The sequence below is a fragment of the Blastococcus xanthinilyticus genome (assembly GCF_008124835.1).
Taxonomy (GTDB): domain Bacteria; phylum Actinomycetota; class Actinomycetes; order Mycobacteriales; family Geodermatophilaceae; genus Blastococcus; species Blastococcus xanthinilyticus.
This window is the reverse complement of record NZ_VNHW01000002.1, coordinates 351,906-367,037: the sequence shown is the minus strand read 5'-3', so window position 1 is coordinate 367,037 and position 15,132 is coordinate 351,906. Positions and strand designations below refer to the sequence as shown.

Sequence of the window (15,132 nt, the reverse complement as noted above, 5' to 3'; positions counted from 1 at the left end):
GCTGGGCGGGATGGACGACTCCGCCGCCTGGCTCCTGGTCGGCGCCGTGCTGGGCGTCCTGGCCGTGGTTGCTGTGGCGCTGTGCGTCGCGGCGGCGCGCGTCCTCGCGCGGGGCGGCGCGGCCCGCCGCCGGCCCGGTGCGACGCCCCGGCCGGTCCCGGCCACGGCCGGCCCGGTCGACGACCTGGCCGACTTCCTCGAGCACCCGCCCGGCACCCGGCCGGCCGGCCCCGGGCCGGCCGGCTGGGCGGCGCTCGCCCCGCCGCCACCCGCACCCGCCGCACCGCCGGCGCGACGTGACGACGGTCGCCGACGGGCGCTGGTCCCGCTGGCCGCGGGAGGCCTCGTGGCGCTGGCCGTGGTGGGGACCGCCGCCGCCGTCGTGGCCGGCAGCGGGACCGGTGACCGGCCGCCGGCGGCTGCCACCCGGCCGCGGGAGGGCGCACCGGCGGGCGGCGGTGGGGCCGAGCGCCCGGTCGTCGCCGAGCTGAGCGCCGCGGGGCTGGTGCTCGAACCACGGGCGGTGGGGATCACCGCCGCCTACCCGGAGCTGCGCCTGGGGTTCGGGGACGGCGGCGCGCAGCTGGACCTGCGACTGCCGACGTACAACTGCCTGACCACGGCACCGCCGCCGGACCCGGTGGCCGCGGGATGCGCCGCCGCCCAGGTCGAGCACGCGTCCCTGAGCACGCCCCGGCTGCGGGTGGAGCGGAACGGCGAGGAGCTGACCCTGCGCGGGGAGGTCGCCACCAGCACCCGCCCCGGCGGCTCGCCACCCGAGCCCACCGGCCGGGTCTACGACCTGGAGCTGACCCTCGCGCCCGGCGGCGGGCCCGGCACCGGGAGCTCGTTCGTCGGCGAGCTCACGCTCGGCTCGGGAACGGCGCCGGTCGCGCCGGCGGAGAGCACGGGGCGCACCCCGGACTGACGTCCGGTCAGCGCGGCCAGCGCCGTCCGGGCGCGGTCAGCCCCACCACCGGCGCCCCCATCCCGCCGGTCAGCCCGCCGGCGGGCGCGGTTCCCCACCACGGCCGGCGGTCGGCTCCCTCGACGAGGGTCAGCAGCCCAGCGCGGAGCCGCCCGCCGTCGGCGACGACGGCCAGCTCGAGCCGGCCGGCGGCGGCGTGCAGCCGGGCCGCGCCGCGCACGAAGTCACGGGCCCGGCGGTCCGGCAGCGCCGCGAGGAGGTCGGGCAGCCAGCGCTCGAGGAACCGCGCGTCGGCACGCCGCTCGACCGGCCCGTCCAGCGCGTCGACCAGCCGGGTGCTGCGCGCGTTGGCCACCACCGCCGTCGGCAGGCGCGCGGCCAGTGCGCGGACGGTCGGGTCCCCCAGCGGGAGGCCGGTCAGCCGCAGCGACCACGGACCGCGGCGGCTCTCCAGCAGACCGAGGATGCCGGCGGCGAGCCGCTCGGCGGCCGCCTCGTCCCGGGCCGGGAGGGACGCCGTGGGACCACCGGGCGGCAGCGGGGAGGCCAGCTGACCCAGGAGGGAGACCTCGGTGACCGGCCCTCGGCGGCGCAGCGAGAGGAACGCCGCCGCCAGGGGCGGGCCGCCGGGTTCGCCGTCCACCACGACGGCCGCCGGCCGGGGCGCGAACCGGTGCGCGGCCCCCTGGTTGAGCACAGCGGTCAGCCACGGGGCGCGGGCGGTCACCGGCGCCCGGAGCTCGTGCGCCAGCCGGTCGGCGGCACGCACCTCGCGGGCCACCTCGGCGCGGCCGAGGGCGACGCGGGCGGAGCCGGGGACGACGCGGGCGGCGGTCACGGTCCGCAGCGAACCACAGCCGCCGCGCGGGACGAGCTAGACGGCGCGACGGCGGAGCCGGCGCCGCTCGCGCTCGGAGAGGCCGCCCCAGATGCCGAAGCGCTCGTCGTTGGCCAGCGCGAACTCGAGGCACTCGGCCTTGACCTCGCAGCCGGTGCAGATCTTCTTCGCCTCACGGGTGGAGCCGCCCTTCTCGGGGAAGAACGCCTCCGGGTCGGTCTCGGCGCACAGGGCGCGCTCCTGCCACGACTGGGCCTCGGGCTCGAGCCCGAAGCCCAGGAAGCCGACGAACGGCTGGCCCGTGCCCTGGCCCACCGCCACCCCGGTGGCCTGGCCGGCGGCGGCCCCCAGCCGGTCGGCCGACCGCTCGGACCCGTTCACGTAGTCGCTCAGCCACGAAACCTCGGCCATGACGGTTGGTCCCCTCTCGCTCTTGTCGCGATGCGCGGCCGGCAGGACGTTCCCGGGCCGTTCAGCGCTCGTCGACACCGCCGGAATTACACGCGTGTCGTTGCCCGGCCGTCAACTTTGCCCGGTGTAAGCGACACGCCACACCAGCCCCACGCGTCACAGGGCCTTCGTCACATCTCGTGGCTCCCCTCGACACGCCCGGCGAACAGTCGACAACTGCTCATCGGGCACGATGGGTTTCGTGCAGATCGTGGTGCTGGCCGGTGGGACCGGAGGGGCTCGCTTCCTCCGCGGAGTGCGTGCGGCGGCACCGGACGCGGAGATCACCGCCGTGGTCAACACCGGCGACGACGTGACACTGCACGGGCTGCGGATCTGCCCCGACCTCGACACGGTCGTCTACACCCTCGGCGGCGGCATCGACGAGGAGCGCGGCTGGGGCCGGGCGGGCGAGAGCTGGACGGTCAAGGAGGAGCTGGCCGCCTACGGCGCGGACCCCGCGTGGTTCGGCCTGGGCGACCGCGACCTGGCCACCCACCTCATCCGCACCCGCATGCTCGACGCCGGCTATCCGCTCTCGGCGGTGACCGCGGCGCTCGCCGACCGGTGGCAGCCCGGCGTGACCGTGCTGCCGATGAGCGACGAGCGGGTGGAGACGCACGTGGTCGTCACCGATCCCGACGACGGCCGCCAGCGCGCCATCCACTTCCAGGAGTGGTGGGTCCGGCACCGGGCCGCCCTCGACGCGTCGGCCTTCGTCCAGGTCGGTGTCGACGCCGCCCGCCCGGCCCCGGGCGTGACCGAGGCGCTCGCCGCCGCGGACGCGGTGCTGCTGGCGCCGTCGAACCCGGTGGTGTCCATCGGCACGGTGCTGGGCGTCCCCGGGCTGCGCGAGGCGCTGCTGGGCTCCCCCGCCCGCATCGTGGGCGTCTCCCCGATCGTCGGCGGCGCCGTCGTCCGGGGCATGGCCGACCGCTGCCTGCCCGTCCTGGGCATCGAGGTGAGCGCCGAGGGCGTCGGCCGGCACTACGGCGCCCGCCGCGACGGCGGGCTGCTGGACGCCTGGCTGGTGGCCGAGGACGACGCCGCGGAGGTGCCGGGCGTCGACGTGCGCCGGGTGCCGCTGCTCATGTCCTCCCCCGAGGCGACCACGGCGATGGCCCGCGCCGCCCTCGACGCCGCTCGTGCCTAGCGAGGTCCCGGCCGGCATCTCCGTGCTGCCCGTCGCCGGGCTGCCGGAGTTCGGGCCGGGCGACGACCTGGCCGCGGCCGTCGCCGGCGCGGCTCCGTGGCTGGCCGACGGCGACGTCGTCGTGGTCACCTCCAAGGTGGTCTCCAAGGTGGAGGGCCGGCTGGTCCGGGTCGAGCCCGGAGCCGACCGCGAGGCCGCCCGGCAGCGGGCGATCGACGGGGAGACCGTGCGCACGGTGGCCCGGCGCGGGCCGCTCAGGATCGTGCAGACGCCCCAGGGATGGGTCGTGGCCGCCGCCGGCATCGACGCGTCCAACGTGGCGAGCGACACCCTGGTGCTCCTGCCCGAGGACGGCGACGCCTCCGCCCGCCGGCTGCGCGCCCGGCTGGGCGAGCTGGCCGGCGTGGACGTCGCCGTGGTCGTGAGCGACACCTTCGGCCGCACCTGGCGGGAAGGGCTCACCGACGTCGCGGTCGGCGCCGCCGGGATCAATGCCCTGGACGACCACCGGGGGGCCGTCGACTCCCACGGCAACCGGCTCGAGACCACGCGGGTGGCGGTGGTGGACGAGCTGGCCGCCGCGGCCGACCTGGTCAAGGGCAAGCTCGCCGGGGTGCCGGTGGCCGTCGTACGCGGCCTGCCGCCGCAGCGCCCGGCCGGGGACACCGACGCGGGGACCCGCCCGCTGGTCCGCCTCCCCGCCGACGACCTCTTCCCCTACGGCACCCGCGACCTGGTGGGCTCCCGCGCGCCGGTGCCCGGGCTCGTGCCCCGCGCCGGCGAGCGGGACGCCGCGGCCGCCGCCTTCCGCGTCGCCAGCGCGGCGCTGCCGGAGTTCCCCGTGGTGCTGCGGCACGGCGGCGAGGGCGACGGCGCCGTCGACGTCCACCTGCCCGACGCGGTGACCACGACCAGCGCCCTCAACGCGGGTGCCCTGGTCGGCGCGGCGATCGTGCAGCTGCACGCCGAGGGCTGGGCGACCCGCTGGGAGCCGGCCCCCACCGCCGGGGGGACCTCACTCGTCGGGAGGCTCTGGCTCGGCGCTCCCCCGCCCTGAGCCATCCGGCGTCGGTAGGGTCGGCGGTCATGCGCGGGATCATCCTGGCCGGGGGCACCGGGAGCCGTCTGTTCCCCATCACGCAGGCGGTGAGCAAGCAGCTCATGCCGGTCTACGACAAGCCGATGATCTACTACCCGCTCTCCACGCTGATGATGGCCGGGGTGCGCGAGGTGCTGGTCATCACCACCCCCGGCGACAGCGACGCGTTCCGGCACCTGCTCGGCGACGGCAGCCGGCTGGGGATGCGGATCGAGTACGCCGTGCAGCCGCAGCCCGAGGGCCTGGCGCAGGCGTTCCTGATCGGGGCGGAGTTCCTCGGCGGCGAGGCCGCGGCCCTGGTGCTGGGCGACAACATCTTCTACGGCGCGGGGCTGGGCACGGCGCTCTCCCGGCTGCCCGAACCCGCCGGCGGGCACGTGTTCGCCTACCACGTGGCGAACCCCCAGGACTATGGCGTCGTGGAGTTCGACGACGCCGGCCGGGTGCTCTCCATCGAGGAGAAGCCGGCCACGCCGAAGAGCTCCTACGCCGTCCCCGGGCTGTACTTCTACGCCGGCGACGTCGTCGAGGTCGCCCGGGGCATCCGACCCAGCGCCCGGGGCGAGCTGGAGATCACCGCGGTCAACGAGCACTACCTGCGCCAGGATCGGCTGACCGTCACCGCCCTGGACCGGGGCACCGCCTGGCTGGACACCGGGACGTTCGCGTCGCTGCGCCAGGCCACCGAGTTCGTCTCCGTCGTCGAGGAGCGCCAGGGGCTGAAGATCGGCTGCATCGAGGAGGTCGCCTGGCGCAACGGCTGGCTGGACGACGACGGCCTCGTGCGCGCCGCCGGACCGCTGGGCAAGAGCGGCTACGGCGACTACCTCCTCGGGCTGCTGCGCGACCGCTAGGCGGAGGCGGGTCAGCGGCGCCGGTTGTCGACCGGGGCGAACCGCGGGCCGCGGCGCGGCCGGCGCGGCCCCCCGGCCAGGATCAGCCGCACCACCCGCTGCCGGTGCCCCCGCCAGGGCTCGAGGAGGGCGAGCATCTCCTCGTCGTCGGTGTTCCGCCGCCCGGTCAGCGCGAAGCCGACGGTGTTCTTCAGGTGGTAGTCGCCGACGCTGACCGTGTCCGGGCAGCCGAGCGCCCGCTGCACCACCTCGGCCGCCGTCCACACGCCGATGCCGGGCACCGTCCGCAGCCGGCGCTGCAGCTCCGCGGAGTCGTCGCACCCGGTCTCCGGCTCCATGCGGTGCGCGACCCCGGCGACCGCCCTCAGGGCGCGGCGCCGGGCCCCGTCCAGGCCGCAGCGGTGCCACTCCCAGTCCGTCACCTCCAGGACCCGCCGGGCCGAGGGCACCACCCGCATGCCGTCGGGCGCCGGGCCGGGCGCCGGGTCGCCGGCCAGCCGGCAGAGCTCCCGGAAGACCCGGTAGGCCTCCGCCGTCGTCACCTTCTGCTCCAGGACGGCGGGCAGCAGCGCGTCCCACGTCCGCCCCGTGCGGCCCAGCCGCAGGTGCGGGTGGGTGCGGTGCAGCTCGGTCACGACCGGGTGCGCGGCACCCGGCCGGAAGTCGTCGGGCCGGTCGTCGGCGCCCAGCCAGCCGGGCACCGCCGCCCCGGCCCGCGCGGCGCCGGGCCCCCAGGCCTCGATCCGCAGCTCCGCGGCCGCGCGGGAGATCCGGACCGTGGCCGGCCCGTCGGGGGTGCTCGTCGTCCGCCAGAGGCCGCCGTCGGCGACCTGCATCGTCGGGTCGGCCGCGCCCCGCCGGTGCGGCGCCAGCGCCCGGACCAGGTCCAGCGGCCAGCCGGGCACCCAGGCGGCCGCGTAGTCGGCGGCGGCCCGGGTGCCCGGCGTGGTGCTCGTGCTCAGGAGGTGCTCCCGGGGAAGGTCAGCGGGGTGCCATGCGCAGCGCGCCGTCCATCCGGATGACCTCACCGTTGAGATAGCCGTGCTCGACGATGGCGAGGGCCAGCTGGGCGAAGTCGTCGGGACGTCCGAGCCGCTTGGGGAAGGGTATGCCCGCCGACAGCGCCTGCCGCGCCTCCTCGGGCAGCGAGCCGAGCAGCGGCGTGTCCACCAGCCCGGGGGCGACGGTGCACACGCGCACGCCGACGCTGGACAGGTCGCGGGCCGCCGGCAGGGTCATGCCGACGATGCCGCCCTTGGAGGCGGAGTAGGCGATCTGGCCGATCTGCCCGTCGTAGGCCGCGATCGAGGCGGTGTTCACGATCACGCCGCGCTCGCCGTCCTCGCCCGGCTCGGTCGTCGCCATCGCCGCGGCCGCCAGCCGCAGCACGTTGAAGGTGCCGACGAGGTTGACCATCACGGTGCGGGTGAAGGCGCCGAGGTCGTGCGGCTGGCCGTCGCGGCCCACGGTGCGCTGGGCCCAGCCGATGCCGGCGCAGTTGATCGCGATCCGCAGCGGCCGGTCCTTGCCCGCCGCCTCGGCGACCGCGGCCTGCACCGAGGCCTCGTCGGTCACGTCGGTGCGGACGAAGGTCGTGTGCCCGCCGAGCTCCGCGGCCAGGGCGGCGCCCTTGTCCTCCTGGAGGTCCAGGATCGTGACGGCGGCCCCGCGGGCGGCCAGGGCTCGGGTGGTGGCCTCGCCGAGCCCGGAGGCTCCTCCGGAGACCACGGCTGCGACGTCGAAGCTCTTCATGCCCGGAGGCTAACCAGGCCGCTCAGCCGAAACGTGACCCGTACCGCTCCTCGACCGCGCCGAGCAGCTGCTTGACCCGCTCGGCCTCGATCGCCGGGCAGACCATGGTCACGTCGGCGGTGTGCACCACCACGCTGTCGCGGACCCCGACCAGCGCCACCAGGTGGTCCGGGTCGTCGCTGAGCACGATGTTGCCGGAGCCGTCCAGGACCACCGCGAGCCCGCGGACCGCGTTGCCCGAGCCGTCGTCGTCGAGCGTGTGGGCCAGCGCCGGCCACGACCCGACGTCCAGCCAGTCGACGTCGAGGTCGACGACCAGCACCCGGCCCGGCTCGGTCGCGGCCGGCTCGAGCACCGCGTAGTCGACGCTGATCTTCGGCAGGGTCGGGAAGACCGAGGCCAGCACGGCGTCGCGCTCGGGGCCCGCCGGTGCGGCGACGACGGCGGCCAGCCCCTCGGCGCTCTGCGGGAGGTGCTCCGCCAGGGCCTCCAGGACGGTGCGCGCCCGCCAGACGAACATGCCCGAGTTCCACAGGTACTCGCCGGAGGCGAGGTACTGCTCGGCGGTGGCGCGGTCGGGCTTCTCCCGGAAGGAGGCGGCCTCGGCGACACCGGGCAGGCCGGTGGGCGCCCCCCGCTGCACGTAGCCGAAGCCGGTGGCCGGGGAGGTCGGCGTGATGCCGAGGGTGATCAGCGCCCGCGGCCGGGTCGCCAGCGCGTCGTAGGCGGCGCGCAGCGCGTCGGCGAAGCGCTCCACCGGCCGGATCACGTGGTCGGCGCTGACCACCGCCAGCTCGGCGTCGGGGTCGGCGTCGGCCACCAGCGCGGCGGCCAGCCCGACGGCGTTGGCGGTGTCGCGGGCCACCGGCTCGAGGACCAGGCGCCCCGGGTGCAGCCCGGGCAGGGCGGCGCGCACCTGGTCGGCGTAGCGCGCGGCGGTGCAGACCCAGATGGCCTCGGCCGGCAGCACCGCGCGCAGCCGCTCCCAGGCCTCGGCGAGCAGGCTGCGGGGCGCGCCGTCCTCGCCGGTCACGACGTCGAGCAGCTGCTTGGGCCGCTCGCTCCGGGAGAGCGGCCACAGCCGCGTCCCCGAGCCGCCGGCCATGATCACCGCGTGCCGCATGTCAGTCCTCGCCCCGTTCGGGCCGGCCCGTCGCGGGCACGGCGGCCAGCTCCCCGGCGCGTCGCTGGAACCGTGCACCGGCGGCCACCCGGCCGCTGACGTAGGAGACCAGCATCCGCCCGCCCAGACCGGCCCGCAGGGCACCGCGCAGCGGCGCGTGCCGGCGCCGCGGGTACTGCCCGGAGAGGTACCGCAGCGCGCTGGTGTGGTGCACCCGCTGCATCCGGTGCGGCTCGCGGCGGGTGGCGTGCCCGCCCTCGTGCTCGACGACGGCCGTGGGCACGTAGACGTGCAGCCAGCCGCGGCGGGTGAGCCGCTCGGCGAGGTCGACGTCCTCGAAGTACATGAAGTAGCCCGGGTCGAAGCCACCCACCGACCAGTAGGCCTCCAGGTCGACCAGCAGGCACGAGCCGGACAGCCAGCCGGCCGGGCGCTCCCGCGGCTCCTCCCGCTCCCGCCGGTACCGCGCCGTCCAGGGGTTGCCCGGCCATCCCCAGCCGAGCAGCGCGTGCCCGGCGCCGGTGGACAGCCGCGGCAGGTCGCGCGCCGAGGGGTACAGCGCGCCGTCGGGGGTCATGATCGCCGGCCCGAACGTGGCCGCGCGGGGCCACCGGTCGGCGGCGGCCAGCAGCTCGTCGACCGACCCCGGGGCGAAGCGCAGGTCCGGATTGGCGATCAGGGCCCGGCCCGCCCGCAGGTCGGCCAGGCCGGCGTTCGCCGCCGCGCCGTAGCCGATGTTGCCGCCGGTCCGGAGCACCCGCACGTGCGGGTGCCGGGCGGCGGCGCGCTCGGGCGCGCCGTCGGTCGACCCGTTGTCGGCGAGGACCACGTCCACCGGCCGGGAGGTCGCCAGCGCGAGCGAGTCGACGAAGCCTTCCAGGGCGGCGCCGGGTGAGTAGGTCACCGCGACGACGCGCAGCGTTCCGGCGTCTGTGGTCACCCGGGCGACTCTAGAGAACGCCGTGCGCGCCGCTGCCCGCACGGCGGCCGCAGAGCACCCGCTGCGACGGGTGCGCAGGGTGTGACGGGAGGGGTCGTCACACCCCCCGGGGCCCCCGTCCCGACCCTCCCTCGGCGCGTGTCCGGCCGGGTTCCGCCGGTACAGTCGCCAGGCGTGACGTCACCCCGCCCAGACCTCGTCGTCGTCGGCTCCGGTTTCTTCGGCCTCACGGTGGCCGAGCGCGTCGCCACCCAGCTGGGCAAGCGCGTACTGGTCATCGACCGCCGCGACCACATCGGCGGCAACGCCTACTCCGCGCCGGAGCCGGAGACCGGTATCGAGGTGCACGTCTACGGCGCCCACCTCTTCCACACGTCGAACGAGCGGGTCTGGCAGTACGTCAACCAGTTCACCGAGTTCACGAACTACCAGCACAAGGTCTACTCGATCTACCAGGGTCAGACCTACTCGCTGCCGATGAACCTGGCCACCATCTGCCAGTACTTCGGCAAGAGCTTCTCCCCCGCCGAGGCCCGCGCCCTGGTCGCCGAGCAGGCCGGAGAGTTCGACACCGCCGAGGCCGCCAACCTCGAGGAGAAGGCGATCTCCCTGATCGGCCGCCCCCTCTACGAGGCGTTCATCCGCGGCTACACCAAGAAGCAGTGGCAGACCGAACCGACCGACCTGCCGGCCGCGGTCATCGCCCGCCTGCCGGTGCGGTACACGTTCGACAACCGCTACTTCAACGACACCTACGAGGGTCTGCCGAAGGACGGTTACACCGCCTGGCTGCAGCGCATGGCCGACCACCCGAACATCGAGGTCCGGCTGGACACCGACTACTTCGACGTCCGGGACGAGCTGCCCTCCGACGTCCCGACGGTGTTCACCGGCCCGATCGACAAGTACTTCGGCTACGAGGCCGGCGAGCTGGGCTGGCGAACGCTGGACTTCGAGACCGAGGTCCTGCCGATCGAGGACTTCCAGGGCACGTCGGTGATGAACTACGCCGACGAGGAGGTGCCCTACACCCGCATCCACGAGTTCCGGCACTTCCACCCCGAGCGGGACTACCCCAAGGACAAGACCGTGGTGGTGCGGGAGTACTCGCGGTTCGCGCAGACCGGCGACGAGCCCTACTACCCGATCAACACGCCCGAGGACCGGGCCAAGCTCGAGCGCTACCGCGAGCTGGCGGCCAAGGAGGCTGCGGAGAAGCGCGTTCTCTTCGGCGGCCGGCTGGGCACCTACAAGTACCTGGACATGCACATGGCCATCGGTTCGGCCCTGAGCATGTTCGACAACCGCATCCGGCCCTTCTTCGACGACGGCGGCGCGCTCGACGGCCGCCTCGACGACTGACGCCGCCGACCCCGAGGACTGAACCCGCTCCATGACGACGGACACCATCGCCGACGACGCCCCGGTCTCCCCCGAGACCGTGGCCGAGCCCAGCCCGGACGAGCTCGCACCCGGGAAGGGCGTGCGACTCCTCCAGCGGGTGCTCATGCCCCGCCCGGCCGACCAGCTCAAGGTCCGGACCCTCTACCTGGACGAGGTGAACTCCGGGCGGGCCAAGGCCCTCGACCGGTTCACCGCCGAGCTCGCCCCGGGATGGGAGGTCTCCTTCGCCACCTACTTCAACGCCTTCCCGGCCAGCTACTGGCGCCGGTGGACGACGCTGTCGTCGGTCGTCCTGCGGATCACCCTCTCGGGCAGCTGCCGCATCGACGTCTACCGGTCCAAGGCCGACGGTGAGTCGATGCACGTCACCGGCGCCATGCACGACGGCCCGGAGCGGACGCTGGAGTTCGAGCTGGACCTCGGGCCGTTCGTGGACGGCGGGTGGTACTGGTTCGACGTCACCAGCGACGAGACCACGACCGTCCGGCACGCCGGCTGGTACGCCCCCGAGGCGCCGGCCGAGGAGCCGAAGCTGGCGGTCGGCATCTGCACGTACAACCGTCCGATCGACGCCGTCGCCGCCCTGGAGGCCCTCGCCGACGACGAGACGGTGCGCGACCAGCTGCACCTGGTGGTCGTCGCCGACCAGGGCAACGACCACGTCCGGGACGCCGCCCGCTTCCCGGCCGTCGCCGAGGCGCTCGGTGACCGGCTGCGGATCGTGCAGCAGCCCAACCTGGGTGGCAGCGGCGGGTTCGCCCGGACGATCCACGAGTCGTTCACCCGCAGCGAGGCCACGCACATCGTGCTGCTCGACGACGACATCCACCTGGAGGCCGACAGCCTGCTCCGGGCGCGGGCGTTCGCCGCCTACAGCTCCAACCCGACGATCGTCGGTGGGCAGATGCTGGCCCTGCAGGACCGCTCGGTGCTGCACACGATGGGCGAGATCGTCGACCGCTCGAACTTCTTCTGGCGCAACGCCCCGAACACCGAGTACTTCCACGACTTCGGCGAGGAGTCGCTGCGCGAGTCCCCGGACCTGCACCGCCGGATCGACGTCGACTACAACGGCTGGTGGATGTGCCTCATCCCCCGGACGGTGTGGGCGGAGGTCGGCATGCCCCTGCCGCTGTTCATCAAGTGGGACGACGCCGAGTACGGGCTCCGGGCCCTCGCGGCCGGCTTCCCGACCGTGTCGCTGCCCGGCGCCGCCATCTGGCACCTGTCGTGGGGGGACAAGGACGACGCCAGCGACTGGCAGGCGTACTACCACATCCGCAACCGGCTGGTCGCGGCCGCGCTGCACTCCCCGCACCAGCACGGCGGCCGGATGTTCCGCGAGATGATCAAGCACGACCTGCGGTTCCTCATGACGCTGCAGTACTCCACGGTCGAGCTGCACCAGATGGCCTACCGCGACTTCCTCGCCGGTCCGGACGGGCTGTTCGAGGGGATGCCGGGGTCGGTCAAGCGCGCCCGGGAGGTGCGGGCCACGCACTCCGACGGCCGGGTCCTCGCCTCCTCCGGTGAGCTGCCGCTGCCGTCGATGAGCCCGGCGGAGGCGATCGGCTTCCGGAAGATCCCGACCAACCCGGTGAGCATCGCCTCGACGCTGGCGAAGGCGATCGCGCACAACGCCACCCCGGTGGAACCCCGCAACCGCGAGGTCCCGCAGCTGGACCTCTCCTTCCAGGACGCCCGCTGGTTCCTGCTGGCCCGGCTGGACAGCGCCACCGTCGGCACCGCCGACGGCCGGGGCGTCACGTTCCGCCAGCGCGACCCGAAGCTGTTCCGCTCGCTGTTCCTGCAGTCGCTCGGGCTGCTGCGGCAGATGTCGCGCGAGTTCCCGGAGCTGCAGCGCCGCTACCGGGAGGCTGCGCCGCGGCTGACCTCGGTCGAGGGCTGGAGCGAGGCCTTCGAGGCCTGGGGCTACGAGCGGAGCTGAGTCCCGGCCACCGACGCGGACGGCCCCGGGGAGCACGCTCCCCGGGGCCGTCCGCGTCCTGCGCGCTGCGCGGGAGGGCGGGTGTGCTCAGGGGCGGGTGAAGCGCTCCCGCCGGCCGGCCGTCGTCAGCCGCACCCACTCGCGCCAGCCCGCCCGGTCACGGCGGTGCACCAGGAAGAAGTAGCTGAACCGGACCCACTCCAGCGGGAGGAGCCAGCGCATCCCCGGCTGGGCCATCAGGTAGCCGCGGTTGCGGTAGGTGAAGTACCGCTTGGCGTCGTTCGCCGGGTACTGGGCCGACAGCCGGCCGCCCAGGATCGGCTGGAACTCCGTCGTCCCCTCGGGGTGCAGGTAGGCCGCGCCGACGGCGGTGCCGAACGGCAGCCCGGAGCGCACCAGCCGGCGGTGGATCTCCGTCTCGTCGCCGCGGAAGAACAGCCGGTAGTCCGGGACACCGACCACGTCGAGCGCCTCGGCCCGGAACAGCGCACCGTTGAACAGCGAGGCGTACCGGGGCAGCACGTCGAGGCCCGCGAAGTCGTGCCGCGACCGCCGCCAGCGCAGGCCGCGCCGGAGCGGGAAGGCCAGCCGGTCGGGGTCGGCCATGTCGGTCACCAGCGGTGAGACCTCGGCCAGGCCGTGCCGGCGCGCCGTGGCCAGCAGCGTCGCCAGGACCTCGGCGTCGGCCGGCCGGCCGTCGTCGTCGGCGCACCAGACCCAGTCGGCCCCGAGGGCGAGGGCGTGCAGCATGCCGAGGGCGAACCCACCGGCCCCGCCCAGGTTGCGCTCGCTCGGCAGGTAGGTGGCCGGCAGTCCGCTGGCCTCGACGACCTCGCGCGCCGGGCTGTCCGGCCCGTTGTCGACGACGACCACGTGGTCGACCGGGCGGCTCTGCCCGCCGACGGCGCGGAGGCTCTCGGCGAGCTGCTCGCGGCGGTGCCGGGTGACGATGACGGCGACGACCCGCTCCCCCGCCCCGCTCACGCCGGCTGCCCCTTGTAGGCGCGGAGCACGTCCTCGAGGTCCCCCTGCAACTTGATCTGCCCGTGCTCCATCCAGATGGCGGTGTCGCACAGCTCGCGGAGGAACTCGTCGGAGTGCGAGGCGAACACCAGCAGCCCGGCCCGGTCGACCAGGTCGGACAGCCGGCGCTTGGACTTCTCGAGGAAGGCGGCGTCGACCGCACCGATCCCCTCGTCCAGCAGCAGGATCTCCGGGTCGATGCTCGTGACCACCCCGAGCGCCAGGCGCACGCGCATGCCGGTGGAGTAGGTGCGCAGCGGCATGCTCAGGAAGTCACCGAGCTCGGTGAAGGCGGCGATGTCGTCGATCCGCTCCTCCATCTGCTTCCGGGTCATGCCCAGGAAGAGACCGCGGATGATGATGTTCTCGAAGCCCGAGATCTCCGGGTCCATGCCGACGCCGAGGTCGAAGACCGGGGCCACCCGGCCGTTGATCGACGCCTCGCCGCGGGTCGGCTCGTAGATGCCCGACAGCAGCCGCAGCAGCGTGGACTTCCCGGCGCCGTTGTGCCCGACCAGGCCGACCCGCGCCCCGTGCTCGAGGTGCATGGTGATGTCGCGCAGGGCCTCGATGACCGGGACCTTGCCCTCGGTCGTCGAGATGTTGCCCCCGACCATCCCCATGATGGTCTTCTTCAGGGAGCGGCTCCGCGCATCGAAGATGGGGAAGTCGACGGAGGCGTTCTGGGTCGAGATGCTGACCCGGGAAGCCGTTTCGGACACGTTCACACCCAATACGAGACTCGGGACCGGTAGCGCCGCAGGACGACCAGGCACATCACCCAGCCGACGACCGTGATGCCGAGGACCACCACCCAGTGCCGCCAGACCACATCCTGCCCCAGCAGCGGCTGCCGGATCACCTCGATGAAGTGCAGGAAGGGGTTGAACTCGGCGAGGCGCGCCCGGTCGGCGATCGTCGGGTTGCTGCTGTTCAGCAGGTCCTGGTACATCCACACGATCGGCGTGAGGAAGAACATCAGCTGGACGATGCTCTGGGTGATCGGGTTCAGGTCGCGGAACCGGGTGGTGACGATGCCGAACAGCATCGCGACCCAGGCGCCGTTGACGGCCAGGAGCAGGAAGGCCGGCAGCGCGAGGAGCACGCTCCAGTCCAGCGGCTGCGGGAAGACCAGGAGCATGATCAGGTAGACGATCAGGTTGTGCGCGAAGAAGAGGCTCTGCCGCCACACCAGCCGGTAGACGTGCACGCTCAGCGGCGCGGGCAGGTGCTTGATCAGCCCCTCGTTGGCGATGAAGACGTCCGCGCCCTCGGTGATGCAGCCGCTGATGAAGGCCCAGACGATGAAGCCGACGAGGATGTAGGGCAGCTGGACCGACAGGTCGTTGCCGAAGAGCCCCGCGTAGAGGATGCCCAGCGCCACCGCGGTGACGGCCATGCTGATGGTGATCCAGATGGGGCCGAGCACCGACCGGCGGTACCGCTGGCGGATGTCCTGCCAGCCGAGGTGACCCCACAGCGAGCGCTGCCCCCACCCCCCGGATAGGTCGGCCAGAGCGCTCCGCCAGTCGTGCCGCGAAGTCGTGGGCGGAGCTGTCATGGCAGGGACGCTACCCACGATCGGGGGACCACCCGTCGGCTGCCCCGGGTCGGTGCGGG

At 74.4% G+C, this 15,132-nt stretch carries 15 protein-coding genes; 6 read left to right on the top strand and 9 right to left on the bottom strand.

Annotation, left to right across the window (positions count from 1 at the left end):
- The first annotated feature begins 10 nt into the window (after positions 1-10).
- On the top strand, positions 11-928 hold the full coding sequence (locus BD833_RS04625; RefSeq protein WP_166531934.1) for a hypothetical protein: 918 nt from the start codon (positions 11-13) through the stop codon (positions 926-928).
- 7 nt (positions 929-935) lie between these two features.
- Here BD833_RS04625 and BD833_RS04620 read toward each other — a convergent pair whose 3' ends face one another.
- Together BD833_RS04620 and BD833_RS23370 are read right to left on the bottom strand one after the other, a co-directional pair.
- On the bottom strand, positions 936-1,766 hold the full coding sequence (locus BD833_RS04620) for a GNAT family N-acetyltransferase (RefSeq protein WP_166531933.1): 831 nt from the start codon (positions 1,764-1,766) through the stop codon (positions 936-938).
- Between the two features lie 36 nt (positions 1,767-1,802).
- Positions 1,803-2,045 carry a WhiB family transcriptional regulator gene (locus tag BD833_RS23370; RefSeq protein ID WP_166532068.1) on the bottom strand — a complete coding sequence of 81 codons (243 nt, stop codon included), beginning with the start codon at positions 2,043-2,045 and terminating at the stop codon, positions 1,803-1,805.
- 373 nt (positions 2,046-2,418) lie between these two features.
- Between BD833_RS23370 and cofD the strand changes: the two genes are divergently transcribed.
- From cofD to rfbA, 3 genes are read left to right on the top strand one after another with little or no spacing between them, the layout of a single operon-like run.
- The gene (gene cofD / locus BD833_RS04610) at positions 2,419-3,369 is read left to right on the top strand and encodes a 2-phospho-L-lactate transferase (RefSeq protein ID WP_166531932.1); all 951 of its coding nucleotides are present in this window, start codon (positions 2,419-2,421) and stop codon (positions 3,367-3,369) included.
- Complete coding sequence (locus BD833_RS04605; protein ID WP_208092328.1) at positions 3,362-4,426, top strand: coenzyme F420-0:L-glutamate ligase; 1,065 nt, start codon at positions 3,362-3,364, stop codon at positions 4,424-4,426. The genes cofD and BD833_RS04605 overlap by 8 nt, the downstream gene beginning before the upstream one ends.
- Positions 4,427-4,455: 29 nt before the next feature.
- The gene (gene rfbA / locus BD833_RS04600; RefSeq protein WP_166531931.1) at positions 4,456-5,322 is read left to right on the top strand and encodes a glucose-1-phosphate thymidylyltransferase RfbA; all 867 of its coding nucleotides are present in this window, start codon (positions 4,456-4,458) and stop codon (positions 5,320-5,322) included.
- A gap of 11 nt (positions 5,323-5,333) precedes the next feature.
- Here the strand turns inward: rfbA and BD833_RS04595 are convergent, their stop codons facing one another.
- Genes BD833_RS04595 through BD833_RS04580 form a run of 4 tightly spaced genes read right to left on the bottom strand, consistent with a single transcriptional unit; the run spans position 5,334 to position 9,137 of the window.
- A complete protein-coding gene (locus BD833_RS04595) occupies positions 5,334-6,350 on the bottom strand; it encodes a DNA-3-methyladenine glycosylase family protein (protein ID WP_243737442.1) in 1,017 nt (338 codons plus the stop codon).
- Positions 6,304-7,074 (bottom strand): SDR family NAD(P)-dependent oxidoreductase, encoded by a 771-nt coding sequence (locus tag BD833_RS04590; RefSeq protein ID WP_166531930.1) that lies wholly within the window; start codon positions 7,072-7,074, stop codon positions 6,304-6,306. Before BD833_RS04590 ends, BD833_RS04595 begins: the two co-directional genes overlap by 47 nt.
- A gap of 22 nt (positions 7,075-7,096) precedes the next feature.
- Positions 7,097-8,197, bottom strand: coding sequence for a mannose-1-phosphate guanylyltransferase (locus BD833_RS04585; RefSeq protein WP_166531929.1), 1,101 nt, complete (start codon positions 8,195-8,197; stop codon positions 7,097-7,099).
- Position 8,198: 1 nt separating this feature from the next.
- A complete protein-coding gene (locus tag BD833_RS04580; protein ID WP_243737441.1) occupies positions 8,199-9,137 on the bottom strand; it encodes a glycosyltransferase family 2 protein in 939 nt (312 codons plus the stop codon).
- A gap of 174 nt (positions 9,138-9,311) precedes the next feature.
- Between BD833_RS04580 and glf the strand changes: the two genes are divergently transcribed.
- Positions 9,312-10,499 (top strand): UDP-galactopyranose mutase, encoded by a 1,188-nt coding sequence (gene glf, locus BD833_RS04575; protein WP_166531928.1) that lies wholly within the window; start codon positions 9,312-9,314, stop codon positions 10,497-10,499.
- Positions 10,500-10,530: 31 nt separating this feature from the next.
- A complete protein-coding gene (locus tag BD833_RS04570) occupies positions 10,531-12,489 on the top strand; it encodes a glycosyltransferase (protein WP_166531927.1) in 1,959 nt (652 codons plus the stop codon).
- 87 nt (positions 12,490-12,576) lie between these two features.
- Here BD833_RS04570 and glfT1 read toward each other — a convergent pair whose 3' ends face one another.
- Genes glfT1 through wzm form a run of 3 tightly spaced genes read right to left on the bottom strand, consistent with a single transcriptional unit; the run spans position 12,577 to position 15,073 of the window.
- Positions 12,577-13,473 (bottom strand): galactofuranosyltransferase GlfT1, encoded by an 897-nt coding sequence (gene glfT1, locus BD833_RS04565; RefSeq protein ID WP_166531926.1) that lies wholly within the window; start codon positions 13,471-13,473, stop codon positions 12,577-12,579.
- Positions 13,470-14,234: a galactan export ABC transporter ATP-binding subunit Wzt/RfbE gene (gene wzt / locus BD833_RS04560; RefSeq protein WP_243737440.1), complete on the bottom strand. Its 765-nt coding sequence runs from the start codon at positions 14,232-14,234 to the stop codon at positions 13,470-13,472. Before wzt ends, glfT1 begins: the two co-directional genes overlap by 4 nt.
- A gap of 2 nt (positions 14,235-14,236) precedes the next feature.
- Positions 14,237-15,073, bottom strand: coding sequence for a galactan export ABC transporter permease subunit Wzm/RfbD (gene wzm, locus BD833_RS04555; protein WP_166531925.1), 837 nt, complete (start codon positions 15,071-15,073; stop codon positions 14,237-14,239).
- Positions 15,074-15,132 lie beyond the last annotated feature (59 nt).